At 66.5% G+C, this 23,740-nt stretch carries 19 protein-coding genes, 1 pseudogene and 1 riboswitch; of the genes and pseudogenes, 6 read left to right on the plus strand and 14 right to left on the minus strand.

Annotated elements, in window-relative coordinates:
* Positions 1–10: 10 nt before the first annotated feature.
* The 6 genes from GCU53_RS09045 to GCU53_RS09070 all read right to left on the minus strand — a co-directional run bounded on the left by GCU53_RS09045 (position 11) and on the right by GCU53_RS09070 (position 5,049).
* Positions 11–919 (minus strand): type 2 periplasmic-binding domain-containing protein, encoded by a 909-nt coding sequence (locus GCU53_RS09045; RefSeq protein WP_152387318.1) that lies wholly within the window; start codon positions 917–919, stop codon positions 11–13.
* Positions 912–1,691, minus strand: coding sequence for an ABC transporter permease (locus GCU53_RS09050; RefSeq protein WP_152387319.1), 780 nt, complete (start codon positions 1,689–1,691; stop codon positions 912–914). Before GCU53_RS09050 ends, GCU53_RS09045 begins: the two co-directional genes overlap by 8 nt.
* 9 nt (positions 1,692–1,700) lie before the next feature.
* Positions 1,701–2,570 carry an ABC transporter ATP-binding protein gene (locus GCU53_RS09055; protein ID WP_244307090.1) on the minus strand — a complete coding sequence of 290 codons (870 nt, stop codon included), beginning with the start codon at positions 2,568–2,570 and terminating at the stop codon, positions 1,701–1,703.
* Positions 2,567–3,619 carry an ABC transporter substrate-binding protein gene (locus tag GCU53_RS09060; protein ID WP_152387320.1) on the minus strand — a complete coding sequence of 351 codons (1,053 nt, stop codon included), beginning with the start codon at positions 3,617–3,619 and terminating at the stop codon, positions 2,567–2,569. Before GCU53_RS09060 ends, GCU53_RS09055 begins: the two co-directional genes overlap by 4 nt.
* A 366-nt stretch (positions 3,620–3,985) precedes the next feature.
* Positions 3,986–4,441 carry a DUF1249 domain-containing protein gene (locus GCU53_RS09065; RefSeq protein ID WP_085930856.1) on the minus strand — a complete coding sequence of 152 codons (456 nt, stop codon included), beginning with the start codon at positions 4,439–4,441 and terminating at the stop codon, positions 3,986–3,988.
* On the minus strand, positions 4,432–5,049 hold the full coding sequence (locus GCU53_RS09070; protein ID WP_152387321.1) for an NUDIX domain-containing protein: 618 nt from the start codon (positions 5,047–5,049) through the stop codon (positions 4,432–4,434). Before GCU53_RS09070 ends, GCU53_RS09065 begins: the two co-directional genes overlap by 10 nt.
* A 167-nt stretch (positions 5,050–5,216) precedes the next feature.
* Between GCU53_RS09070 and GCU53_RS09075 the strand changes: the two genes are divergently transcribed.
* Positions 5,217–5,966, plus strand: coding sequence for a DUF3298 and DUF4163 domain-containing protein (locus GCU53_RS09075; RefSeq protein WP_244307092.1), 750 nt, complete (start codon positions 5,217–5,219; stop codon positions 5,964–5,966).
* A gap of 207 nt (positions 5,967–6,173) precedes the next feature.
* Here GCU53_RS09075 and thiC read toward each other — a convergent pair whose 3' ends face one another.
* Together thiC and waaA are read right to left on the minus strand one after the other, a co-directional pair.
* Positions 6,174–8,060 carry a phosphomethylpyrimidine synthase ThiC gene (thiC, locus tag GCU53_RS09080; RefSeq protein ID WP_152387322.1) on the minus strand — a complete coding sequence of 629 codons (1,887 nt, stop codon included), beginning with the start codon at positions 8,058–8,060 and terminating at the stop codon, positions 6,174–6,176.
* Positions 8,061–8,150: 90 nt separating this feature from the next.
* Positions 8,151–8,256: riboswitch (TPP riboswitch) on the minus strand.
* Positions 8,257–8,321: 65 nt separating this feature from the next.
* Positions 8,322–9,596 (minus strand): lipid IV(A) 3-deoxy-D-manno-octulosonic acid transferase, encoded by a 1,275-nt coding sequence (gene waaA, locus GCU53_RS09085; RefSeq protein WP_152387323.1) that lies wholly within the window; start codon positions 9,594–9,596, stop codon positions 8,322–8,324.
* Between the two features lie 245 nt (positions 9,597–9,841).
* Here waaA and GCU53_RS09090 point away from each other — a divergent pair, with 245 nt between their 5' ends.
* The 3 genes from GCU53_RS09090 to GCU53_RS09100 are packed head-to-tail and all read left to right on the plus strand — an operon-like array spanning position 9,842 to position 12,804.
* Positions 9,842–11,017, plus strand: a complete 1,176-nt coding sequence (locus GCU53_RS09090) for an FAD-dependent oxidoreductase (protein ID WP_152387324.1) — start codon at positions 9,842–9,844, stop codon at positions 11,015–11,017.
* A complete protein-coding gene (locus GCU53_RS09095; protein ID WP_152387325.1) occupies positions 11,014–11,832 on the plus strand; it encodes an aldo/keto reductase in 819 nt (272 codons plus the stop codon). The genes GCU53_RS09090 and GCU53_RS09095 overlap by 4 nt, the downstream gene beginning before the upstream one ends.
* A gap of 42 nt (positions 11,833–11,874) precedes the next feature.
* Positions 11,875–12,804, plus strand: coding sequence for a metal ABC transporter ATPase (locus GCU53_RS09100; protein ID WP_152387326.1), 930 nt, complete (start codon positions 11,875–11,877; stop codon positions 12,802–12,804).
* 60 nt (positions 12,805–12,864) lie between these two features.
* Here the strand turns inward: GCU53_RS09100 and GCU53_RS09105 are convergent, their stop codons facing one another.
* Together GCU53_RS09105 and hldE are read right to left on the minus strand one after the other, a co-directional pair.
* Complete coding sequence (locus GCU53_RS09105; RefSeq protein ID WP_244307094.1) at positions 12,865–14,889, minus strand: acyltransferase family protein; 2,025 nt, start codon at positions 14,887–14,889, stop codon at positions 12,865–12,867.
* Positions 14,890–14,982: 93 nt separating this feature from the next.
* Positions 14,983–16,407 carry a bifunctional D-glycero-beta-D-manno-heptose-7-phosphate kinase/D-glycero-beta-D-manno-heptose 1-phosphate adenylyltransferase HldE gene (gene hldE / locus GCU53_RS09110; protein ID WP_152387327.1) on the minus strand — a complete coding sequence of 475 codons (1,425 nt, stop codon included), beginning with the start codon at positions 16,405–16,407 and terminating at the stop codon, positions 14,983–14,985.
* Positions 16,408–16,497: 90 nt separating this feature from the next.
* Between hldE and GCU53_RS09115 the strand changes: the two genes are divergently transcribed.
* Positions 16,498–17,328, plus strand: a complete 831-nt coding sequence (locus GCU53_RS09115; protein ID WP_152387328.1) for a lipopolysaccharide kinase InaA family protein — start codon at positions 16,498–16,500, stop codon at positions 17,326–17,328.
* Positions 17,329–17,531: 203 nt separating this feature from the next.
* On the opposite strand, the pseudogene GCU53_RS09120 reads toward GCU53_RS09115, so the two are convergent.
* From GCU53_RS09120 to msbA, 3 genes and pseudogenes are all read right to left on the minus strand, one after another.
* Positions 17,532–18,937, minus strand: a pseudogene (locus GCU53_RS09120) (PIG-L deacetylase family protein).
* A gap of 4 nt (positions 18,938–18,941) precedes the next feature.
* Positions 18,942–19,838: a GNAT family N-acetyltransferase gene (locus GCU53_RS09125; protein ID WP_152387329.1), complete on the minus strand. Its 897-nt coding sequence runs from the start codon at positions 19,836–19,838 to the stop codon at positions 18,942–18,944.
* Positions 19,838–21,628, minus strand: coding sequence for a lipid A export permease/ATP-binding protein MsbA (msbA, locus tag GCU53_RS09130; protein WP_152387330.1), 1,791 nt, complete (start codon positions 21,626–21,628; stop codon positions 19,838–19,840). The genes GCU53_RS09125 and msbA overlap by 1 nt, the downstream gene beginning before the upstream one ends.
* Before the next feature lie 33 nt (positions 21,629–21,661).
* Here msbA and GCU53_RS09135 point away from each other — a divergent pair, with 33 nt between their 5' ends.
* A complete protein-coding gene (locus GCU53_RS09135; RefSeq protein WP_152387331.1) occupies positions 21,662–22,312 on the plus strand; it encodes a phosphotransferase in 651 nt (216 codons plus the stop codon).
* A gap of 37 nt (positions 22,313–22,349) precedes the next feature.
* Here GCU53_RS09135 and GCU53_RS09140 read toward each other — a convergent pair whose 3' ends face one another.
* Complete coding sequence (locus GCU53_RS09140) at positions 22,350–23,588, minus strand: O-antigen ligase family protein (protein ID WP_244307095.1); 1,239 nt, start codon at positions 23,586–23,588, stop codon at positions 22,350–22,352.
* Positions 23,589–23,740 lie beyond the last annotated feature (152 nt).

Genomic DNA, 23,740 nt, shown 5'->3' on the forward strand with positions numbered 1-23,740 from the left:
TGTGGAAAATTCAGTGGCAGATCAGCCCTTGCTCGAGCTTCAGCACGTCGAAGGCCAGCTCGCCGGTGCGCTGTGCCAGCACGGCGTCCAGCGCGCCACGGCGCTGCCAGTCGCCCAGGACCGCGGCGAGCCAGGCCTGCGCCTGCGGCTCGGCGTCCGCCAGGCGCACGTGGCCACTGGCCGGCGCCTGCAACTCGAATGGCAGGCGCCGGTAGAAACGCCAGTCGGGCTGCTGCAGCAGCCAGTCGACCAGGCTGCGCGCCTCGACCAGCGCCTGGCACTCGCCGGCCATGAAGGCGGCGATGGCGTGGACCGCCGAGGGATACTCGCGCAGCCGGGCGCCGTGGCGCTCCGCCAGCGGACGGCGGTACGGGCTGCCTTCGGCCAGGCACAGGCTGCGGCCGCGCAGGCCCTCGCCAGCGTGGATGTCGAGCCCGCGCAGGACGACCAGCGCGCCCTCCCCCTGCCGCCTCGACGGCGGGATTGCCGCGCCACTGTCCGCGGCGGCGCCGGCGACCAGCAGGTCGACCCGCCCTTCGCGCAGCGCGGCCTCGCGCCGCTCGGGCGAAAGGCCGAGGGTTTCCACCGGCACCCCCAGATAATCGCCGAGGGCCCGCGCCAGGGCCGCATCGAAGGGATCGGGCTCGGCCACCACGGGCAGGCCGGGCAGCGCCGGACGCGGATAGGCGCGCACGCCGACGATCAGCCGGCCGCGCGCCCTGGCCTGCTCGAAGTATGGGCCGGGCGACAGTCGATCGGGATGCGCCGTGTCCTCGCGCCCGGCCACACCGAAGCCGGCGAGCAGCACCGCCAGCAGCAGGAGTGCCATGCCAGGCCAGAGCCCCGGGCGCCGCGCCGGCAGCGTCTCGCGCAGCGGGCGAAGCTCGCCGAGCCAGGCCGGCACCAGCGCGTCAGGCATTGTGGGTCAGCCCCTTGCGCCAGCGGGTGAGGCGCCGCTCGATCAGGGCGAGCACGACGTTGAGCAGCAGCCCCACCAGCGCCAGCAGCAGGATCCCGGCGTACATGCTCGGCACCTGGAAGACTTCCTGGGAGTTGAGGGTGAGGAAGCCCAGTCCGGAATGCGCGCCGATCATCTCGGCGGCCACCAGCGCGGTGACGCAGTAGGCGCCGGCCAGACGGATGCCGGTGAAGATCGACGGCGCGGCGGCCGGCAGCACCACCTTGCAGAACAGGAAAGCCTGCGAGGCGCCCATCGAGCGGGCCGAGTCGATCAGCAGCCGGTCCACCTGCTTCACCCCGCTGATGGTGCTGAGCAGGATCGGCCAGAACGACGCCCAGAAGATGATCGCCACCTTGGACGACTCGCCGATGCCGAAGAACAGGATGAACACCGGGAACAGCGCCAGCGCCGAGGTCTGCCGGAACAGTTGCAGCAGCGGATCGACCAGCGCCTCGAGACGCCTGAAGCCACCCATCAGCAGGCCGAGGCCCACTCCGCTGGCGGTCGCCAGCAGCAGGCCGGACAGCGAGCGGTAGAGGCTGGCCTCGAGGTGCTTGAGCAACAGGCCCGACGCGGCCAGCTCCGCGATGGCCTGCAGGACCGCCGAGGGCGGGCTGAGATAGGCCGCACTGACCAGGCCGCTACGCGGCAGCAGCTCCCAGAGCAGGACGAAGACGAGAATGCCCAGGCTGCGCTGGAACAGGCTGGAGAGCTTGCCGTAAAAATTCATGGCGCCTCCCTATCCCTTGGCCAGTTGCCGACCGGCCTGCGCGCTCGCCGGCCAGTCGGCCGCACGCACGGAGGTCGGCGCCGGCACCGGGGCCGTGGCGAAGCGCACCTCGTCCTTGAGCACCTCCCAGGCACGCTGGCGCAGGTGCACGAAATCCTCGGAGTTGCGCAGCTCGGCGAGCCGCGGGCGCGGCAGCGACACCTCGATGATTTCCTTGACCCGTCCCGGCCGGTGGGTCATCACCGCGATGCGGTCGGACAGGAAGATCGCCTCGTCGAGGCTGTGGGTGATGAACACGATGGTCTTCTTGTGGGCGTCCCAGATGCGCAGCAGTTCGCCCTGGAGGATCTCGCGGGTCTGGGCGTCCAGGGCGGCGAAAGGCTCGTCCATGAGCAGGACCTCGGGCTCGTAGACCAGCGCGCGGGCGATGGCCACACGCTGGCGCATGCCGCCGGAAATCTCGTGGGGATAGCGCGCGCCGAAGCCGCTCAGGCCCACCAGCTCCAGGTACTCGCGGGCCCGCTCGCGGCGCTCGGCCTTGCCGACGCCGCGGATCTCCAGACCCACCTCGATGTTTTCCAGCACGGTGCGCCAGGGAAACAGGGCATAGCCCTGGAACACCACGCCCTGCCGGGCATTGATGCCCTCCAGGGGCTGCCCGTCGATCAACAGGCTGCCGCCGCTCTTCTGCGCCAGCCCGGCGAGGATGCTCAGGAAGGTCGACTTGCCGCAGCCGGAGGGGCCGAGCACCGAGAGGAACTCGCCGGCGCGCACTTCCAGGTCGAAGTGCTCCAGGGCGACGATCCGTTCGGCCCGGCCACCCTCGTCCCGGGCGGTGAACTCCATGCGCAGGTCGCGCGCGGCTATGCGGCTGCTCACGCGGGCGCCTCCGGGCTGACGAAGGGGTTGAATTCGTTGGTGTAGACGTCCTTCACCCGCACCTTGCCGGGCGGGATCTTGCCTTCGGCCTCGAGGATGTCGATGTAGTACTGGATCGGCGGCTCGGTGATCACCAGGTTCTCGACATAGGCGTAGCGCTCGACCAGGCGCAATTCCATGCCGATGCGCTGGGCGGTGATCTTGCGCGCCTCATCCGGATTGGCGTTGACCCAGTTGGCTGCCCGGGCGATGGCCCTGACCACGTCGCGGGTGGCCTCGGGATGCTCGCGGATGAAGCGGCCGTGCGCGCTGTAGGGCGCCATGCCGCCCAGGCCTCGGTCGAGGTCGTAGTCGCTCCACAGCCGGAGCAGCGCCGGATTGTGCTCGGCGCCGCCGGAATGCGGCGGATGGATGATCGCCAGGTCGATGTTGCCGGTCGCCAGGGTTTGCTCGCTCTGGTTGTCCGGCACCACCAGCCAGTTGATCCTGTTCACGTCCACGCCATGCTGGCGCAGGTAGGTCTTGGTGACGAACTCGGCGCAGGCGCCGAAGCTGTTGAAACCGATGGTCTTGCCTTCGAGATCCTTGGGCGTGCGGATGCCCGAGTCGCGGCGCACGAAGTACTTCATGTGCGGCGCCTCTTCCAGGGTCTTGCCGCCGGCGGACACCACCTTCAGATCCAGGCCGCTGGCAATGGCCGAGATCACCAGCGGCACCATGCGCATGCCGAAGTCGATCTCGCCGGTACCGACCAGCGGAATGATCTGCGGTGCGGCAATCTTGCCGACATATTTGGGTCGTGCGCGAGTGCCCTCGAAATAGCCCAGCGACTCGGCCAGATAGATCAGGTCGAACGCCGGATTGTCGGGATACTTGAACTCCACCACCGGATCGCCGGCACTCTTCACCACGGCCGGCGCGCTCGCCGCCTTGGCAGCGCCCTTCTCTTCCTGCTTCCAGCATCCGGGCAGCAGGAGGCTGGCGGCGCCCGCCGATCCGAGCAGGGCGAGCGTCTTGAGTGCCGATCGACGGCTGGCATTTACAGGCATGGCGATTTCCCTCTTGCGGTGGGCGGGCGCGAAGGCGGCCCGTTCCGATGTGCTGAAGGCCATTCAGCAAGAGCCGCGCCATGACTCTGGAAATTCGAGCAAGCCTTTGATTTATAAGATTTTTACTCCGAACACCAAAGGCTTTCGGAAAAGGTGCAAGTCCCTCGGCTGCGCGAATCGCAGCAGCGAGCCGCGCCAACTGCGCGAAATCGCGCAGCGGCGGGAGTCGAGCACGGCACAAGCCCCGGAGCAGCGGCCCGGCGTGGGGGAAGAGCGGAGAAGATTCGGACCGGAGACATCCCGGTCCCGACGAGCGGTCGTCGCCTCAGGGCGATGGAAAATGCCGGTGGAACGACCGGCGCCCGGTCAGACGACCGGCTCCACTTCGTGTCCGCAGGACAGGCAGTGGCTCAGCCATTCGCCGAGGAACAGGTTGAGCTGACTCTTCTCGTCCGGCTGGTGCATCGCCGCATTGGGGTAGACGTAGCGGCTGCGCAGGCGCCGGGCCTGCTCCGCGCCGACCACCTCGGCCATGCGTGCATCGTGATAGACCCGCACCTCCATCCGCGGCGCCGGCAGCCACGGCAGGCTGTGCTCCTGGCAGACCTTGAGGGTGGTGGTGTAGGGGCAATCCTCCAGCACCTCCAGTGCCAGCACGCCGAGCAGCCGCTCGCCCTGGCTCACCCCCACCCGTCGCGCCGCCGCGGGCACGCTGCGCATCTCCGGCAGCAGGCGCATCAGCCGCGCATAATTGGCCTCGCAGGTCGCCTGCAGGTCGACCAGGTCGACCCGGTAACGCTCGCGCATCAGACTTACGCCCACAATCCTCGTACCTCGACACGGTTCAGCGCCAGCCACTGCAGGGCAATGATGCTGGCGGCATTGTTGATCCTGCCATCCCTGACCGCCTGCAGCGCGTCCTCGAAAGGCAGCACGTGCACGCGGATGTCCTCCCCCTCCTCGGGCAATCCATAAACGCCGCCGGCCCCCTGGCTGTCGCAGCGACCGACATAAAGGTAGACCTTCTCGTTGCTGCCGCCGGGCGAAGGGTAATAAACGGTCACCGGCCACAGCGCCTGGAGCCTGAGCCCCGCCTCCTCGAGGGCCTCGCGGTGGGCGACCTCCTCGGGCTCCTCGTCCTTGTCGATCAGCCCGGCGACCATCTCGAGCAGCCAGGGATTGTCCGACTTGTCCATCGCCCCGACGCGGAACTGCTCGTTCAGCACCACGCAGTCGTGCTGCGGATCGTAGGGCAGTACGCAGACCGCATCGTGACGCACGAACAGCTCGCGGCTGAGCACCGGGCCCATCTCGCCGGAAAACTGGCGGTGGCGCAGGTGCACGCGCTCGAGTCGGTAGAAACCGCTGAAACAGGGCTCGCGCCGCACGATTTCCACGGCATCCGCATCCGGCTTGAAGAATTCGCTCATCCTGCACACTCACTCGTCTAGTGAACCGAAGTCGGTGCCATCCTAACCCGCCCTTTCGAGCGGCGCAGCCCCTTTGCAGAAGGCCGAGGACCTGCGACCCTAGCCAGTCCGCCGGCGACCGATCCGGGTGTCCGGCGGAGTCTCCCTCAACGACGCCGAAAGCCCCGATGAATGCTGTCTCGCCCCTGAAATCGCTCGTCCTCGCCGCTCTCGTCCTGCTCCTGGGCGCCTGCCAGAGCCTGTCTTCCTCGAGCCGGCCGGCCGTCTACCAGCGCACGGCCTGGGAACATCTGCAAGCCGGATGCCAGGGCAGCGAGTGCCCGCTGGTGAACATCGACACCCTGCACTTTCCCGACGAGCCGGAGCTGAACCGGCTGATCGATCGCGGTCTGCTGGAGCTGACCCGCGACGCCGAGGGCATGCCGCTGCCGGCCTCGCTGGAGAGCCACGAACGGGACTTCCTGGCCAGCGCCAAGCGCGGCTGGAGCAGCTACCTGCAGGCCAAGGTGCTGGAGCAGAACGGCGGGCGCATTCTCGTGGAGCTGTCGAGCTACCGCTTCACCGGCGGCGCCCACGGCATGCCGCGGCGCGCCTTCATCGACTTCGACCGCAGCCGGCAGAAGGCCCTGGAGCTGCGCGATCTGCTGCTGCCGGGTCAGGAGGAAGCCTTCTGGACGAAGGCCAGACAGGCGCACCAGCGCTGGCTGGTGGCCCAGGGTGTCGGCGAGGACCCGGAGTTCATCGACACCTGGCCGTTCCAGCAGACCCGCCACATCGCCCTGGCGAAGGTCGGCGTGCTGCTGATGTACGACACCTACCGCATCGCCCCCTATGCCATGGGGCATCCGCTGGTGGTGGTGCCCTACCCGCAGCTCAACGGCATCCTCAAGCCGGAATTCTTCCCGCGCAGCAGGTAGGAGCCAGGGGGACGCGCCCCGACGAGGTGGACATGAGGGCCGCTGCCGCTCCCGTGTAGCCAGCTCGCTGGTGGTCGGTGGTCGGTAGGGTGGACAACGCCGCAGGCTTGTCCACCATGGTGGATGGCTGCGGCCATCCACCTTACAGCCTGCGCCGGTCACCCCTGCGGACCGCATGCCCGGCCCCGGGAAGAGCCGGGCGGCGCTTCAGACCTGCTTGTAGATCACCGAACCCTCTTCGCGGAAGCGCTCGGCCTGCTCCTTGAAGCCGGCCTCGACGGCCTGGCTTTCCTCGGACAGGCCGTGCTCGGCGGCGTAGTCGCGCACTTCCTGGGTGATCTTCATCGAGCAGAACTTCGGTCCGCACATCGAGCAGAAGTGCGCCACCTTGGCCGAGTCCTTGGGCAGGGTCTCGTCGTGGAAGGCCCGCGCGGTGTCCGGGTCGAGGCCGAGGTTGAACTGGTCCTCCCAGCGGAACTCGAAGCGCGCCTTGGACAGGGCATTGTCGCGGATCTGCGCACCCGGATGGCCCTTGGCCAGATCGGCGGCATGCGCGGCGATCTTGTAGGTGATGATGCCGGTCTTCACATCGTCCTTGTTGGGCAGGCCGAGGTGCTCCTTGGGCGTCACGTAGCAGAGCATGGCGCAGCCGAACCAGCCGATCATCGCCGCGCCGATGCCGGAGGTGATGTGGTCGTAGCCGGGCGCGATGTCGGTGGTCAGCGGGCCGAGGGTGTAGAACGGCGCCTCGTCGCAGCATTCCAGCTGCTTGTCCATGTTCTCCTTGATCATGTGCATCGGCACGTGGCCGGGGCCTTCGATCATGGTCTGCACGTCGTGCTTCCAGGCGATCCTGGTCAGCTCGCCAAGGGTTTCCAGCTCGCCGAACTGGGCGGCGTCGTTGGCATCGGCAATCGAGCCCGGGCGCAGGCCGTCGCCCAGCGAGAAGGCGACGTCGTAGGCCTTCATGATCTCGCAGATTTCCTCGAAGTGGCTGTAGAGGAAATTCTCCTGGTGATGCGCCAGGCACCACTTGGCCATGATCGAGCCACCGCGGCTGACGATGCCGGTGACGCGCTTGGCGGTCAGCGGCACATAGCGCAGGAGCACGCCGGCGTGGATGGTGAAGTAGTCCACGCCCTGCTCGGCCTGCTCGATCAGGGTGTCGCGGAACAGCTCCCAAGTCAGGTCCTCGGCGATGCCGCCGACCTTCTCCAGCGCCTGGTAGATCGGCACGGTGCCGATCGGCACCGGCGAGTTGCGGATGATCCACTCGCGGGTCTCGTGGATGTGCTTGCCGGTGGACAGGTCCATGACGGTGTCGGAGCCCCAGCGGATGCCCCAGGTCAGCTTGGCGACTTCTTCCTCGATGCTCGATCCCAGCGCCGAGTTGCCGATGTTGCCGTTGATCTTCACCAGGAAGTTGCGGCCGATGATCATCGGCTCCAGCTCCACGTGGTTGATGTTGGCCGGAATGATGGCGCGGCCGCGGGCGACCTCCTGGCGGACGAACTCGGGGGTGATCTCCTTGGGGATCGCCGCACCGAAGCTCTGCCCCGGATGCTGCTCGGCGAGCAGGCCGGCTTCGCGCGCCTCGGCGAGCTTCATGTTCTCGCGGATGGCGACGTATTCCATCTCGGGGGTGACGATGCCCTTCTTGGCGTAGTGCATCTGGGTGACGTTGTGACCGGCGCGGGCTCTGCGCGGGTTGCGCACGTGGGCGAAGCGCATGGCGGCCAGCTCGGGGTCGGAGAGACGGCGCTGGCCGAACTCCGAGGACAGCCCCGGCAGCTTCTCGGTGTCGCCGCGGTCCTCTATCCAGGCGCTGCGCACGTCGGCCAGGCCCTGGCGCACGTCGATGGCGACGCTCGGGTCGGTGTAGGGACCGGAGGTGTCGTAGACGGTGACCGGCGGGTTGATCTCGCCGCCGAAGGCGGTGGGCGTCACGTCCAGGCTGATCTCGCGCATCGGCACGCGGATGTCCGGGCGCGAGCCGGTGACGTAGATCTTCCGCGAGCGCGGGAAGGGCTGTACGGACTGCTGGTCGACCTGGGCGGACTCGCTCAGGTTCTTATGTTGTTCTGTCACGCTCATCAAGGCACTCCATTTCGTCCGGGGCATGAATTGTCGGAGTCGATCGGAGCGGGCGCAGGCATGCCGAGGCATGGAGAAATCCCCGCCGAACGGCGAGGACGTCTTGTTCCCTACGCAGGCGTCACCCTGATCAGGTTCAACGGGACCCGGCCTCAGCCGATCTCAGCCCCCCACTGGGGCACCCCGACAAGTACCGGCTGAGTCTAAACAAGCTGTGCGCAGAATACCAACGGGCATGTGCCGCCTCGTCGGAAAAAGCGATCAGGGTTTCGCCAGCAGCCGCTCCAGCCCGTCCAGCAGCCGCGTCAGCGCGCCCTGGTTGGCCTCAAGTACCGCTTTGCCGGCCGCGCCGGCCTGCGCGGCGCTCGCCGGCTCGCGCCAGAAGGCGCCGACCGCCGCGGCCAGCGAGCCGGCGTCGGTCACCTGACGCAGGGCACCCGCCTCGGCGAGCCGCGCGGCGATCTCGAGGAAGTTGAACAGGTGCGGCCCGCTCAGCAGCGGCTTGCCCAGTGCCGCCGGCTCCAGCAGATTGTGTCCGCCGCTTTGTACCAGGCTGCCGCCGACGAAGGCGCAGTCGGCCAGGGCATAGAGGAACAGCAACTCGCCCATCGTGTCGCCGAGCAGCACCTGGGTCTGCGCCGCGACCGCCTCGCCGCCGGAGCGCCGCACGGTGGCGAAGCCTTCGCGGCGGCACAGCTCGAAGACCTGGGCGAAACGCTCGGGATGGCGCGGCACCAGGATCAAGAGCGCCTCGGGAAAGCGCGCCAGCAGCTGACGATGGGCCGCCAGGATGATCTCGTCCTCGCCGGCATGGGTGCTGGCGGCGATCCACACCGGGCGATCCGCCGCGTCCCACTGCGCGCGCAGCGCCGCCGCCCGTGCCGGCAGCTCGGGATCGACGGCCAGGTCGAACTTGATCGAACCGGTCACCGCCACCGCCTCGCGACCGGCGCCCAGCGCGCGGAAGCGCTCGGCCTCGGCCTCGCTCTGCACCGCCAGCCAGCGCATCTCGGCGAGCATCGGGCCGGTGAGCCGGGCGAAGCGTCCGTAGCCGCGCGCCGAGCGCGCCGACAGCCGGCCGTTGGCCAGTGCCACCGGAATGCCGCGCCGCGCGCACTGGTGCACATGGTTGGGCCACAGCTCGGTCTCCATGATCACCGCCAGGCGCGGCTGCAGCCGGTCGAGAAAGCGTGCCGCCGCCCAGGGCAGGTCGTAGGGCAGGTAGCAGTGCTGCACGCTGTCGCCGAACAGCGCGCGGATGCGCTCGGAGCCGGTCGGCGTCATGCAGGTGACGGTCAGCGGCAGCTCCGGATGGCGCGCCTGCAGGGCGCGGATCAGCGGCGCGGCGGCGATGCTCTCGCCGACCGATACCGCATGCACCCAGATGCCGCCCGGGCGCAGCGCCGGCAGGCCGAGGGCGAAGCGCTCGCCGACGCGGTGCGCATAGGCCGGCGCGCGCCAGGCACGCCAGGCCAGGCGCAGGAGAATCACGGGAAGGGCGAGATGCAGCAGAAGGGTATAGAGGGTTCGGTTCATGGCGGCGCAGCTTAACAAAGCGCCCGGCGGCTGCAAGGTGGCTGATAGCGGGCTGCCTACACGACTAAGGTCGTGATCGACTCGACAGAAAAAGCCCGACGAATGGCATGCTTCATGCTGACCGGGATCAATAAACTGGCGCCCCTTTATCTCCTATGGTCCCAGTCCGAGCACATCGGATAACCGGGACCCATGACATCAAGTCAGCCGCTATAATCCGACTCTTTTACTCAACGAGACGAGCCATGTTCCCAACCCTCAGCACGGACGTCCTGATCGTTGGCGGCGGTATCGCCGGCCTCTGGCTGAATGCACGCCTGCGCCAGGCAGGCTACGCCACCCTGCTGCTGGAGAGCGCCAGCCTCGGCGGCGGACAAAGCGTCAAGTCACAGGGAATCATCCACGGTGGCACCAAGTACGCACTGCACGGCGCGCTGACCGGCGCCTCCGAGGCCATCGCCGACATGCCGCGGCGCTGGCGCCAGGCGCTTGCCGGCGACGGCGAGCTGGATCTCTCCGGTGTGCGCCTGCTGTCCGATGCCCACTATCTATGGTCGCCCGGCACCCTGGCCGGCAAGCTGACCAGTTTCTTCGCCAGCAAGGCGGTACGCGCGCGAGTCGAGCCGGTGAAGGGCGAGGCCCTGCCCGCGGCGCTGCAGCATCCGGCTTTCCGCGGCAGCGTCTATCGCCTGGACGAGCTGGTGCTAGACGTGCCCAGCCTGATCGGCCGCCTCGCCGAGCTGGCCGGCGAGGGCCTGCTGGCCGCCCGCGAGATCGCCCCGCTGCGCGAAGCCGGCGAACTGGTCGGCCTGAGCGTCGACGGCCGGGAAATCCGCGCCCAGCGCATCGTCCTCTGCGCCGGCGCCGGCAACGCCGCATTGCTGGCCGCGCTCGGGCTGAGCCAGCCGGCCATGCAGCGGCGCCCGCTGCACATGGTCATGCTCAAGGCACCGCCCCTCAAGCCGCTCTACGCCCATTGCCTGGGCGGCGGACCCAAGCCACGGATCACCGTCACCAGCCATCCGGCCGCCGACGGCCAGTGGGTCTGGTACCTGGGCGGCGACCTGGCCGAGGCCGACGGCGTGGCCCGCGACGAGGCCCGGCAGATCGACATGGCCCGCCACGAACTGAACGACCTGCTGCCCTGGATCGATCTGAGCCAGGCGCGCTGGGCGACCCTGCGGGTGGACCGCGCCGAGCCGGCGCAGTCGGCCCTGGCGCGCCCGGACAACGCCTTCCTCGCCGAGCAGGGCCGCCTGCTGGTCGGCTGGCCGACCAAGCTGGCCCTGGCCCCGGATCTGACCGACCGGATCTTCGCCGCCCTCGAGCGGGACACCGTGCGCCCGGCGGCGCATCCGCCGCTGCCCGCCCTGCCCCGCCCGCCGCTGGCGCGCCCGGCCTGGGAGGAGCTGCTGCCATGAGTGTCGCGACCCTCCACGATCTGCAGCGTCCGCTGGGCAGCACCGGCCTGACGGTCTCGCCGCTGGGCCTTGGCACCGTCAAGCTGGGCCGCGACCAAGGCGTGAAATACCCGACCGGCTTTCGCATCCCGGACGACGCCGAGGCCCGCCAGTTGCTCGCCCTGGCCCGCGAGCTGGGCATCAATCTGATCGACACCGCGCCGGCCTACGGGGTCAGCGAAGCGCGCCTCGGCCCGCTGCTGCGCGGCCAGCGCGATGCCTGGGTGATCGTCAGCAAGGTCGGCGAGGAGTTCGAGAACGGCCAGTCGCGCTTCGACTTCTCGCCGGCGCACACCCGCTTCTCCGTCGAGCGCAGCCTCAAGCGCCTGGAGACCGACCGCATCGATCTGCTCCTGGTGCACTCGGACGGCAACGACGTCGCCATCCTGCAGGACAGCGGCGTCTACCCGACCCTCGCCGAGCTCAAGCGCGAAGGCAAGATCCGCGCCTTCGGCCTGTCCGGCAAGACCGTCGAGGGCGGCCTGCTGGCCCTCGAGCAGGGCGACTGCGCCATGATCACCCTGAATCTGAACGACCAGCGCGAACGGCCGGTGGCCGACTACGCCGCCGCCCACGGCAAGGGCATTCTTGTCAAGAAGGCCCTGGCCAGCGGTCATGTCTGCCTGGACGGCGGCATCGACCCGGTTCGCGCCAGCTTCGAGCTGCTGTTCCACCACCCCGGTGTCGGCAGCGCGATCATCGGAACCATCAACCCGCTGCACCTGTCGCATAATGTCTCGGCAGCTGCAGCCGTCATCCGCCAACAAAGACAATAAGGACCTGCCGCTTCTGCGGCAGGCCAGGACCAAGGAGCCGCCATGTCGACCATCATCGCCAAGCGCAATCCGCGCGCCTTCAAGACCCTTCCGCTGTTCGTGGAAGCCGCCCCCGAAGGCCTCAGCTACCAGGCTCTCGGTCAGCCACTGAACTTCAGCCAGATGCTCGAACGGCGCCGTCCGGTCGAGGTCACCGACAGCCAGCGCTTCGCGCTGGAACTGGCCAACCTGGGCGTCTCCGTGCGCCTGACCCTCTCTTGGCAGGGCCGCGACTACTGGCTGCTGGTACGCCAGCAGCGTCAGGATCGCGGCGACGTGGTGCTCAAGCCGATCTCCGGCTACGTGCCGGCCCACGAGCTGAACCTGCCGCTGCTCACGGCGATCCAGGAGGTCGCCGAGGAATGCCTGCTGCAGACCCCGCAGTGCTGGCTAACCGGGCGCTTCGGCGACACCTGGCTGCCGGCACCCTACGAGAACGTCCTGCACTACTGCGACAACACCACCTTCCGCCTGAGCCCGCTCTCCGGCGCGGCCCGCCCGGTGTACTGCGGCAACATGCCCCTGCTGGAGCGCCCGCGGGCCTACGTGCACCTGCCCACCGCCTCGCTGCAACTGGTCTACGACATGCGCCTGGAGGTCCCGGAGAACCTGCGCCAGCTGAGCCTGCTGCACGCCGACGACTATCTGGAGGACGACACCCTGATCGCCCGCATCGACCACGACAGCCCGGACATCTACCTGCTGCCCTTCGACCAGGACCGGCGCCCGGCGGACGAGCTCTACACCCTGCAGCAGGGCTTCCTGCGCCCGGTCGACACCCGCGGCCTCTGGCTGGCCGAAAGCTTTGCCCCGCAGGACGGCTGGGTGGTACGCGAAGAGCGGATCAGCTGGCGCGACTGGCAGGCTCTGTGGGACACCCCGGAGCAGAAGGTCGCCAGGCCGGCTCCGCAGCGCAGCGGGGCGATGGGCTGAGAGGAGCCCCCAGGAGGAAATTCCCCCCGGCCGCCGCTCACCGAGGGCACGCCAGTGCCCTTACCTGGCCACATCCTTCCGCCGATGTGCCAAGGCCTCGCCGGCGTCCTGCATGGATGCGAAAGCCTTGGCAAACATCGGCACCAGCAGGCGGTTGCCGAACTCGCTCAGATGATCGTCGTCCGCATACAGCGGGATTCCATTCCTGCTGCCGTGACAGACCTTGCCGTCGCACAGATAAGGCAGGGGGTCGAGAATCCGGGCGCCGCATTGCTCGCGGGCCTCGTCCTGAAGGCGCCAGACGAAGGCATGGCGCTTGTGGTAGTCCGCCAGTGTGATCGAGATCTCCCTCTGGGCGCCTATCAGCATCGCCTTGGCCATGGCATGGGGCACATCTATCGCCATCTCGGGTATGGGCCGCATCAGGAATAACGGCCGATGCCTGGCGATGTCGCAAGCGCTCGCCAGATAGTGCCGGCGAAACTCCTCCAGATACTCGGGCGAAGCCCTGTCGGCAGGCGAGGAAAAAAACACCAGGGGCCGGCCGGTCTCCTTGCCCTCGAATTTTTCGTTGTAGCCCATGGCATACACGGAGGTCCGATTTATCACGATGACCGGCAGGCTGGAGGAAGCATCGGCCAACTCTGCTTCCAGGTCCCTCTTCAAGGCCAGACAAGGCGCCGCATTCTTCCTCTCGACATCGTGCGCACCGAACACCAGCAGACACAGGGGAGCCGCTCGAAACTGGATGCCCTGTTGCGAACCGGGCAGCGCGGCCTGTGCCGCCATGACCAACGCATCGGCATGACTGTCGCCCACCATCAGCGCCCTGATCGAAGGGCCACCGAAAGTGCAGGCAGCTCCCTTGTCCAGGCATTCTTCCTGCCGGGGATTGCGATTGTCGGCCTGAGCCTCGATCTCGCCCACGGCCGCGGGCAGACGCTGCGGGAAACCATCGGCTTCACGTATCCAGGCGGCTGCCAGCGCTGGCGGAACAACCGCCAGTAGCAGAGCGGCCGCCGCCCAACGAGGCGCCAATCCGTGCAAGCCACGCCGTGCCGGAACCTCGACCAAGGCATAGGAGAGCTGGCCAAGCAACAGGGTCGCGAAGAGAGCAGACAGGACCCAGGCCGGGCTTTCCAGCCTCTCGCAATAGGCAAGGCCGGCGACCAGCGGCCAATGCCACAGGTAGATGGAGTACGAGCGAGTGCCAAGCCACTGGGCTACAGCGCTGCAGGTCCAGGGTGAATTTCCGCGCTGTGCCAGCAGTACCGACAGGGCCCCGATGCAGGGCACCAGTGCCAGCCAGCCCGGCCAGAGACTCGACGAGTCGAGAAAGACTACGGCAGAGACAATCGAGAGCAGGCCAAGCCACTCCAAACCGAGCCTGGTGCGCGCGGAAAGCCTCAGGTTCTCGCCAAACAGGAAAAGCAGACCTCCGGCCAGGAACTCCCATGCCCGCGACTGCAGCAGGTAGAAGGCTTTGGGCGGCTCGCTCAGAGTCAGTACGACACAGACGCCAAAGGAGGCAAGCAATAACGGGACATGGACCAGGAGCATTGCCCGCCGGCCCGGAAACAACCGCCAGACGGCCAGCAGGAGTACGGGCAGCAGAAGATAGAACTGCCACTCCACGGACAGCGACCAGCTATGCAGAAGCCACTTTTCGTGGGCGTCGTCATCGAAATAGCCGGACTCCTGCAGGTAACGCAGGTTGGATGCAAAGAGCAGGGTTCGCCGGGCATGCCCACCGAGCGTCTCGTACTCCTTGGGCATCAGGAAGAACCAACCGACCGCCAGCAGCACCGCCGCCAGCACGATCAGGGCCGGAAGAATCCGCCGGGCCCGGGCCAGGTAGAAATCCCACAGGGAAAAATCTCCCCGCTGCAGGCCCTTGCCGATGATGCCGGTCATCAGGAATCCGGAGATGACGAAGAACACATCGACACCGACAAAACCGCCCGCGAAACCGGCGATGCCGAAGTGATACAACACCACGGCCATCACCGCCCAGGCGCGTAGTCCATTGATGTCACGGCGGAACTCATTGGCTCCGGTGGTCGATGCAGAAATGCTGTGCGACACCCTCTTCCCCACAGGAATTTGCGGATCGCAATACCCAGGCGAAGCAGTGCAGGCGCTTGGGTGCGACGGATTTGAAGGACGAATTTTCCGCGCTTATGGCTGCCGGCGGATTTTCTCGACGATGCCGGTAGTGGAGCTGTTCTCCACCAGCCCCAGCACCCGCACCTCGCCGCCATGGGTGCGGACGATATCGGCACCGACCACCTGATCGACGCCATAGTCGCCGCCCTTGACCAGCACGTCCGGACGGACCTGCTCGAGCAGGTGCTCGGGGGTGTCCTCGGCGAAGCTCACCACCCAGTCCACCGCGCCGAGCCCGGCGAGCACCGCCATGCGCCGGTCCACCGTGTTGATCGGCCGGCCCGGCCCCTTCAGGCGGGTGACCGAAGCGTCGTCGTTGACCGCCACGATCAGCCGGTCGCCCTGGGCGCGGGCCTGGTCCAGGTAGGTGACGTGGCCGGCGTGGAGGATGTCGAAGCAGCCATTGGTGAAGACGATCTTCTCGCCCTGGGCGCGGGCGTCCTCGATGGCCAGCAGGAGCTGCTCGAGACTCAGCACGCCGCGCTCCGAGCCCTGTTCGCGCTGCACCGCGCGGCGCAGTTCGGGGGCGCTGATCGCCGCGGTGCCCAGCTTGCCGACCACGATGCCGGCCGCCAGGTTGGCCAGCGCCACCGCCTGCGGCAGTTCCTCGCCGGCGGCCAGCGCTGCGGCCAGGGTGGAGATCACGGTGTCGCCGGCGCCGGTGACGTCGAACACCTCGCGGGCCCGCGCCGGCAGGTGCAGCGCCGGATGGCCGGGGCGCAGCAGGGTCATGCCATGCTCGCCGCGGGTCACCAGCAGCGCGCCGAGCTCGAGCTCGGCCATCAGCCGGGCGCCCTTGGCCACCAGCTCGGCTTCGTCGGCGCAGCGGCCGACGATGTTCTCGAACTCGGCCAGGTTCGGCGTGATCAGGTCCGCGCCGCGGTAGATGCTGAAGTCCTTGCCCTTGGGATCGGCCAGCACCGGAATGCCGCGGGCGCGCGCCGCCTGGATCAGCACCTGCTGGTTCTTGAGCGCACCCTTGCCGTAGTCGGAGAGCACCAGCACCCGGACGCCCGCGAGCAGCCCCTTGACTTCGCTGGCCAGGGCCGAAGCATCGGTGGCGAAAGGTTCTTCGAAATCCATGCGCAGCAGCTGCTGATGGCGGCTCAAGACCCTGAGCTTGACGATGGTCGGCTGACTGGCGATGCGCTGGAAATGCACGTCGACACCGGCCGACGTCAGACTCTGGGCCAGGCTGTCGGCCGCCTCGTCGGCGCCGGTCACCCCGACCAGGGTGGCCGCAGCACCGAGGGCGGCGATGTTCAGCGCGACGTTGGCCGCGCCGCCCGGGCGGTCCTCCATCTGCTCGACCTTCACCACCGGTACCGGCGCCTCCGGGGAAATCCGCGTGGTGCAGCCATGCCAGTAGCGGTCGAGCATGACATCGCCGACCACCAGCACGGGGGAGCGATCGAAACGGGGCATGGAAAGCTTCATACTGTACCGAAGAGTAGAAAAAAATATTGAAAATTCTACAATAGTCCCACCAACAGAGATACCCCTTCCTTAATAGTGTCTTGAAACAATATGCCTTCGCTAGCCTACCTAAAAAAAGCATTTCCCATAAAACTACAAAACGACGGCTTTCACTATTACCTGACCGAACCATTGGACATCGGCAACCTGAGACGAAACGTAATAAGCACTGGAGGCGAGCGCACCCTGATACTCGCCACACACCCACACAACAAAAGCAATTATTTCATCAAGAGATCGCTGCTGACGGGCCTCTCGTCCAAGCTCAGAATTACTTTTGGGCTACCCAGGAAGAACGCCGGACCTGACTGGGAGGTCGAAGAATTGATCAACAATTTGAATGCCCTACAGAAGAATATCGATAGCCCCAGGATTCTGGGCTTCGGTTATCGAAAGAGACTTGGACTGATCAATGACTTCGAAATAATATCAGAACACTTGGGCACCCATACGGATGCCGCGACATGGCTCTCGACCAACCCCAAAAAGAAAGAAATCCAAGAGTTCGCCCGCTGTATCCAAGAACTGATAATGAAACTCCACCAAAGAGAGGCCTATCACCTTGACATGTGGGCAGGCAACTTGATGCTACCGCCAGACAGAAAGACACCCAAGTTAATCGACTTTGAAAACTACCAGTTTGGCAGAACCGCATACAGCCATGAGCTTCTTGGCTTCCTGTTTGGCTTTTTCTTTCACAGAGAACTCGGGAAGCACCTAACCAGCCAAGAGTACGACAAGATTACGGAGCACACGCTAGAGAACCATCCCGAGATTGATACAGGCCGATTCGCCAGGCTCTATGAAGTGAGCAAGTATCTGAAAATAGGCCGCAAGGAGCGCCGCGAGATTTTTCATAGCGGCACAGTCGTTACAGGATAAGCTCTGGCCAAACGGGCTGGATGGTCATGCATCCTGCTCAGCAACGGATACTATTAATCCGGCAATACAATAGGGCACTTTCTGTATTTTGGTTTCTCCTTGAAAATCAAGGATATATGCCGATACTGGTATGAGCCTTATTTGTGCTTTCGTATTGCCGGATTAATACCCAGCTTCCATTAAGCAGGAATCGTCATGATTCCTCAGCTACTTGTGCGCTCGCCTGTGGCAACCGCCCGCACCCAGAACAGCTCATGCCGGCGCACCGCCTTGCGGAAGAACTCGTCGGCCCCGGTGGCCGGCCAGCGGCGCCCGGCCAGCAATTGCTGGATCAGCCGGCGCAGACGCTTCTTCGCCGGCAGGGGCGCCTGCAGGTCATGCTGCATGGCGAGGGCCGCGGCCTTGTCCAACCGGGTCTCGGCATCAAGGCCGGGGCTCCACAGGCCGTCGGCCGGCAGCGGCTCGATGGCCGGCGGCAGGGCGATACCACCCTCGGCCGGGCCCATCGGCCAGCGGTCGTTGTCGTGCAGATGGTTGGCGTAGAGCAGCAGGGTCTCGGGACGCCAGGCGCTGTCGGCAACCGCCTCGCGCAGGGCACGGGTGGCGGCCACGTGGTCGGCATGCGGATCCAGCTCGGGATGCGGCGTCACCACCACCTCGGGACGGAAGTGCTCGAGCAGCGCACCCAGGTCGGCGACCAGGTTGCGCCAGCTCGGCGCACCGTCGGCATCGCCGGGGAGGGGCAACGGATTGTGCCGGCGGGCGTTGCGGATGTCCGTCTCGCCGGACTCCCGCGAGCCGAACGGTCGCGGCGGCTCGGCGGCCATCGTCGGCAGTTGCAGGCAGTAGTAGCCGAGCTGCACGCAGCGGCTCTGCGGCACGCCCCCCCACAGCGGCACCGCCAGGCTGTCCCAGGTGCGCAGGCGGCCCTTGAAACGCGCCGCGGCAGCCGCGTCGAGTAGACCCCAGCCTCGATCTCGCCCTGGGTCAGTGTGACGATGGCGACGTCCCGTGCCCGGCTGTAGAGGCCGAAGGCGGCCAGTTCGGCGTCGTCGGCATGCGGGGCGACGATCAGCAGGCGCCGTTCGGCATAGTCCGGGTTGCTCAGCGCATGCAGGGTGGCACTGCCGGCCAGGCTGCAGAAGCGCCCGTGAAGGCGCAGGCTCCCGTCACGCAGCGCCTCCTGCTGACCGGACAGGTTCAGGTAGCGCCGCCCGTCGACGCCGCGCTCGAAATCCTGGCGGTCGTCGCCGATCCACACCTGCGGATCGAACAGCCGGCCGAGCCGGCCGGCGCTGACGCGCACCTCGAGGATCAGGGTCTCGGCCGCACCGATATCGCCCTCAACCACCAGCCTGCCCTCCTCCAGGCGCGCCGGCAGGGCCAGGGCATCGGGCGGAAAAGCGTAGCGGTAATCATCCTGCGGACGATAGAACAGATGATCGGCGAACCAGGCCTCGTGGGCGACCCAGCCCAGCACCAGCGCCAGCGGCACCAGCCACCAGGCGACCAGCAGGCCGAGCAGGACCAGCGCCACCAGGGCGACCAGCATGAAGAAGCGCTTGTTGCGGCGATGGCGCTTCAGCAACTGCTGCTTGCGGGCTGTCATGGCGTCAAACCTGATAGACCGGCACCCGGTGGCACCACAGATCCTTGTATTCGCGGTCGGCACGCCCGAAGGAATAGCGCAGCTGCTTGTCCTTCGCCCGCGCCTCGGCCCAGGCGTCCTGGGTGTTGACGAAGGTGAGCACGCTGCCCGGGGCCAGCTTGTCGCAGTCGGGATCGAAGCCGCCGTTGATGTACTCGTAGGAGACCCACTTGGGCGACTCGACCCGATAGAGGATTTGGATGGCGATGGGGCGCTCCTCGAGAAACACCACCTGGCCGGCCATGAACTCGTTCATCAGCTCGAACACCTCGGCCAGGCGGGGCTTGCCCGGCACTTCGAACTTCCAGCGGCGCTCGAACAGCTCCGAGTAGATGGAAGCGCGCTCGGCAGGCGTCACCTCGCCGATCGGCCGCAGATGACCGCCGGCCTCCTGCAACAGGCGCAGGTCGCGGCGCAGGTTGTAGCGATAGCGGCCCTTGTAGTTCTCCGGCGGGCGGGCCATGGCCAACTGCTCGGGCTGCTCGCGCAGATTCTCGATGCGCCCGTGGTTCAGCTCGGAGACGTAGCTCATCTGCTGACGCACGGGGACGCAGGCGTTCTCGGCGATCGGCAGGATCACCTCGGCATTGCCCAGATCGAACAGCCGGCGCTTGCCGGCCTGCTTCAGCACGTCCTTGGACAGTGCCAGATGGCGCCCCCAGCAGGGCACGGCAGCCAGCAGCTCGCCATCCTGCTCCCAGCCCAGGTAACGGACAGGCATGTCCGCCAGGGCGGACAGCCGCTCGACGAACTCGGGATGGGTCGCCACGCTGCCGCCATGGCGGTGCCAGGCCGCGGCATAGGCCGCCCGATCGATGACATTCCAGCCGCGCTCACGCCAGCCACGCAACAACTGCAGCATCAGGCATCCCCTGTTACAGAAAGCATTTCATCGGTTTCCTTGAATTGTCTGGCGTGCAGACGCGCGTAGTGCCCGCCGAGCGCCAGCAGCTCGGCGTGGGTGCCGCGCTCGACGATGTGCCCTTCGTCCATCACCAGGATCAGGTCGGCCTTCTCGATGGTCGACAGACGGTGGGCAATGACCAGCGTGGTGCGCCCCTGCATGACGCGATCCAGGGCGGCCTGGATATGTCGCTCGGACTCGGTGTCCAGCGCCGAGGTGGCCTCGTCGAGAATCAGCAGCGGCGCGTCCTTGAGCAGCGCCCGGGCGATCGCCAGGCGCTGGCGCTGGCCGCCGGAAAGGGTCACGCCGTTCTCGCCCACCTCGGTGTCGAAGCCCTGCGGCAGCTTGTCGACGAACTCCCGGGCGTAGGCGGCCTCGGCAGCCTGCTCGATGGCCTCGCGAGGCGCTCCAACCAGGTCGCCATAGGCGATGTTGTTGGCCACGCTGTCGTTGAACAGGGTGACCTGCTGGGTCACCAGGGCGATGTGCCGGCGCAGGTTGCGCAGGCTGTAGTCCTCGATGGGGACGCCGTCGAGCAGGATCTGTCCCTGTCGATGCTGGTAGAAGCGCGGGATCAGGTTGGCCAGGGTCGACTTGCCGCTGCCGGAACGGCCGACCAGGGCGACCATCTGTCCGGGTTCGGCGCTGAAACTGATGCCCTCCAGCACCGGACGCTCGCTGCCGGGGTAGCCGAAGTTCAGGTCGCGCACCTCGAGACGCCCGGCGACCCGCTCGCGCTCGACACGCCCCTGGTCGAGCTCGGGCTCCTCGTCGAGCTGGGCGAAGATGCTGTCGGCCGCCGCCAGACCCTTCTGAATCGTGGCGCTGACCTCGGACAGCTGGCGGATCGGCTTGGGCAGCATGCCGGCCGCGGTGATGTAGGCGATCAGGTCGCCCGCCGAGGCATCGCCGCGCAGATAGAGCACCATGTACATGAGTACGGCCATGCCGCTGTAGATGACCAGCTGCAGCAGCGGCGTATAGACCGCCTGGGTACGGGTCATGCTCAGGCTGCGGTTCATGTTGAGGGCGCTGGCCTTGTGGAAGCGCCCCCGCTCGTAGGTCTCGCCGCCAAAGCTGCGCACCACCCGGTAGCCCTGAATGGTTTCCGAGGCGACATGGGTGACGTCGCCCATGGCATCCTGGATCTTCCGGCTCTGCTTGCGAAAGCGCTTGCTGGCCGCGGTCACCATCAGCGCGATGATCGGCAGCAGCACCACCAGCAGCAGGGTCAGCTTCCAGTTGCTGAGGAGCAGATAGCCGAACAGGAAAACGACGGTGAGCCCCTCGCGGATCACCACCTTGATCGCATCGGTCGCCGCGCCCGTCACCATGGTCACGTTGTAGGTGATCCGCGAAATCAGGTGGCCCGAGTTGTGGGTATCGAAATAACGGTTGGGCAGAGTCAGCAGGTTGTCGAAGAGGGCGCAGCGCAGGTCGTGCACCACGCCGCGGGCGACTTTCGCCAGGTAGTAGTTGCCGAGAAACGAGCCTATGCCCTGATAGAGGGCAATGAGTACAATCAGCAGCGGCACGCCATAGAGCAGCGGCACGCCCAGCAGCCTGGCGTCGCCCGCCCCCTCCAGGCCATCCAGGAAGTACTTGAGCATTTCCGCCAGCAGCGGCTGGCTCGATGCGAACAACAGGAACCCCACGATGCTCAAGGCGAAAGCCTTCGTATAGGGCAGAACATACCTCAGCAACCGCAAATAGACTTTCAGGCTGGATTGCTGGACAGGGTTGGCCATGCGGCGAGCCTCGGACATCGATTGAGGAACAGGATGCGGATTGTATCAGCGCAGCAGCTGGAAGAATGGCTGGGAAACGGCCGGGTCCTGGAAAAGGACGGACGCGGCCCCAAGGTCGTCGCCCTGGACGACGGGCGCTTCCTGAAAATCTTCCATACCCGCCGCCATCCCCTGCTCGCCCGCCTGCAGCCCGCCGCGCGGCGCTTCTCCCGCAATGCCGGGCAGCTCGCAGAGCGCGGCATCCGCACGCCACAGGTCATCGAGACCTTCTGGCTGGACCGTGCGGCGGGCCTGAGCGGCTGTCTCTACCACCCGCTTCCGGGAGCCTCCGTGGAGCAGCTGTATCGCCAGAAGCCGCAGCAGATCGCCGAACTGCTGCCGGCCCTGGCGGACTTCATCCGTCACCTGCACGAGCGCGGGGTCTACTTCCGCTCCCTGCACCTGGGCAACATCATCCGCATGCCCGACGGCCAGTTCGGCCTGATCGACATCCTCGACCTGCGCTGCCGGCAGGGTGCGCTCGGCGCCTGGCAGGTCAGGCGCAACCTCGGTCATCTGCGCCGCTATCTGGAGCGGCGCAAGCTGACCGACTTCCCCTTCGACGCGCTGTGCGAACTGTATCGCCATGCGGCCCACAGCCAGGCCAGCCGCACGGCCCTCGCAGGTCCAGGCAAGACGAAGTGACGGCAGCGGCTGCGGATATGCACCAAGTCTGGCTGGCTCAGGCCGTTTCGCCCTCGGAGGACGAACACCGCACCCCGAGCAGGATGCCGACCGGAAACCAGAACACCACCCAATAGGGACTCGGGCGATGGAAGACGGCATAGACGTCCGAAACCATTGCCACCATGGCAAATGTCAGCAAGGCCAGCCCCAACCGGGCCAGAGGCTCCGCCCTGCACGTCCAGCCCTTCCAGAGCAGACTCGCGAGCAAGGCGACGAACAACAGGAAGCCGACGATGCCGTATTCGTACCAGAGCTGCAGGTAAAGGCTATGCGCGTGCTTGACGCTCCAGTTGGCGGGCGGCGGAAAGGTAAAATCGAAGTCCGCTCCGGCCCCTGCTCCCAGCAACCAGAATGAAGGAAGGCGCTCGCCCCACTCGTCCCAGATCAAGCCACGGCTGCTCAATCCCACCTGGCGCTCGTGCTGGACCTCCGGCCAGAACGCAAACAGCACGACCGGCAGCAGGAGAGCCCCTGCCCCGAGCAGGCTTCTCGATTTGACATTGGGTAGCAGCAGGAGCATGACAAAACAGCCGGCCGCCGTGGCAAACCAGGCACCACGGGAGAAGGTCAGCAGGATGTAGGTGGACAATCCAAGCATGCCCAAGGCCAACAGGCCGGCCTGCCAGAAACGGACATGAAGCCCGACGAGAAGCCTGGTCGCCAGCACCATGAAAACACCGTAATACAGGCCGGCGACAATGGGATGATCCAGATCGGCAAAACCCTTCCAGCCCAGTTCGCTCAGGCGGCCGGAAAAGCGCAACGCCTGATAGTCCAGCGGTTTGCCGAGCACGCCAAACTGATAGTAGAGCGTCAGCCAGGCAAAAATCGCCGCCATGGCCACGGCCATGGCCGACAGCCCGGTGAAGAGCCGCGCATGCTCGACCAGGCTGGCCACTGCGAATACGTAGAGAAGGACGAGCAGGACGATCTTGAGCCAATGGGCCGGCTCGCCGGCGGAGCCCGGATTCAGCCATCCCCCCAGCAGAACCCAGACGCACAGTCCGAGCAGAACCCCTCCGGGCAACTGCCGCCAGAGCCCCACGGACAGACGCCGGGATACCAATAGAAAGAGCGCCGGAACAAACAGCAACAGATGGGTCTGGGTGGCATAACGACTACCGTCGTTGTTGAACAGCAGACCGGTCAACTGAACGAAAAGTCCGACGCCCAGAATATACAGGCAAGCATTGGAAAATCGTGACGCCTGGGCCAAGCGCTGAATGGAACTCACTTCAACTCCTTTTATTATCGGGAAACCCTTCCTCGCATACAGACCACCCCGTGCGGGCCAATGATCCGGATATGTTTCAGCTCCAAAAGTGGCGACAAAAATCAAGGCCACTACGAACCTCTCCCTTATCAGGACAGCATGTTCGGCATCCT

This window comes from Azotobacter salinestris (assembly GCF_009363155.1).
Lineage (GTDB): Bacteria > Pseudomonadota > Gammaproteobacteria > Pseudomonadales > Pseudomonadaceae > Azotobacter > Azotobacter salinestris.

What these genes read in the sequence shown, in the direction of transcription:
- GCU53_RS09050 (WP_152387319.1), bottom strand. Translation starts at nt 1,691, where the DNA reads ATGAATTTTTACGGCAAGCTCTCCAGCCTGTTCCAGCGCAGCCTGGGC.
- hldE (WP_152387327.1), bottom strand. Translation starts at nt 16,407, where the DNA reads ATGAAGCTTTCCATGCCCCGTTTCGATCGCTCCCCCGTGCTGGTGGTC.
- GCU53_RS09090 (WP_152387324.1), top strand. Translation starts at nt 9,842, where the DNA reads ATGTTCCCAACCCTCAGCACGGACGTCCTGATCGTTGGCGGCGGTATC.
- GCU53_RS09095 (WP_152387325.1), top strand. Translation starts at nt 11,014, where the DNA reads ATGAGTGTCGCGACCCTCCACGATCTGCAGCGTCCGCTGGGCAGCACC.
- GCU53_RS09070 (WP_152387321.1), bottom strand. Translation starts at nt 5,049, where the DNA reads ATGAGCGAATTCTTCAAGCCGGATGCGGATGCCGTGGAAATCGTGCGG.
- GCU53_RS09135 (WP_152387331.1), top strand. Translation starts at nt 21,662, where the DNA reads ATGCGGATTGTATCAGCGCAGCAGCTGGAAGAATGGCTGGGAAACGGC.
- msbA (WP_152387330.1), bottom strand. Translation starts at nt 21,628, where the DNA reads ATGGCCAACCCTGTCCAGCAATCCAGCCTGAAAGTCTATTTGCGGTTG.
- GCU53_RS09125 (WP_152387329.1), bottom strand. Translation starts at nt 19,838, where the DNA reads ATGCTGCAGTTGTTGCGTGGCTGGCGTGAGCGCGGCTGGAATGTCATC.
- GCU53_RS09115 (WP_152387328.1), top strand. Translation starts at nt 16,498, where the DNA reads ATGCCTTCGCTAGCCTACCTAAAAAAAGCATTTCCCATAAAACTACAA.
- thiC (WP_152387322.1), bottom strand. Translation starts at nt 8,060, where the DNA reads ATGAGCGTGACAGAACAACATAAGAACCTGAGCGAGTCCGCCCAGGTC.
- GCU53_RS09075 (WP_244307092.1), top strand. Translation starts at nt 5,217, where the DNA reads ATGAATGCTGTCTCGCCCCTGAAATCGCTCGTCCTCGCCGCTCTCGTC.
- GCU53_RS09045 (WP_152387318.1), bottom strand. Translation starts at nt 919, where the DNA reads ATGCCTGACGCGCTGGTGCCGGCCTGGCTCGGCGAGCTTCGCCCGCTG.
- GCU53_RS09100 (WP_152387326.1), top strand. Translation starts at nt 11,875, where the DNA reads ATGTCGACCATCATCGCCAAGCGCAATCCGCGCGCCTTCAAGACCCTT.
- GCU53_RS09060 (WP_152387320.1), bottom strand. Translation starts at nt 3,619, where the DNA reads ATGCCTGTAAATGCCAGCCGTCGATCGGCACTCAAGACGCTCGCCCTG.
- waaA (WP_152387323.1), bottom strand. Translation starts at nt 9,596, where the DNA reads ATGAACCGAACCCTCTATACCCTTCTGCTGCATCTCGCCCTTCCCGTG.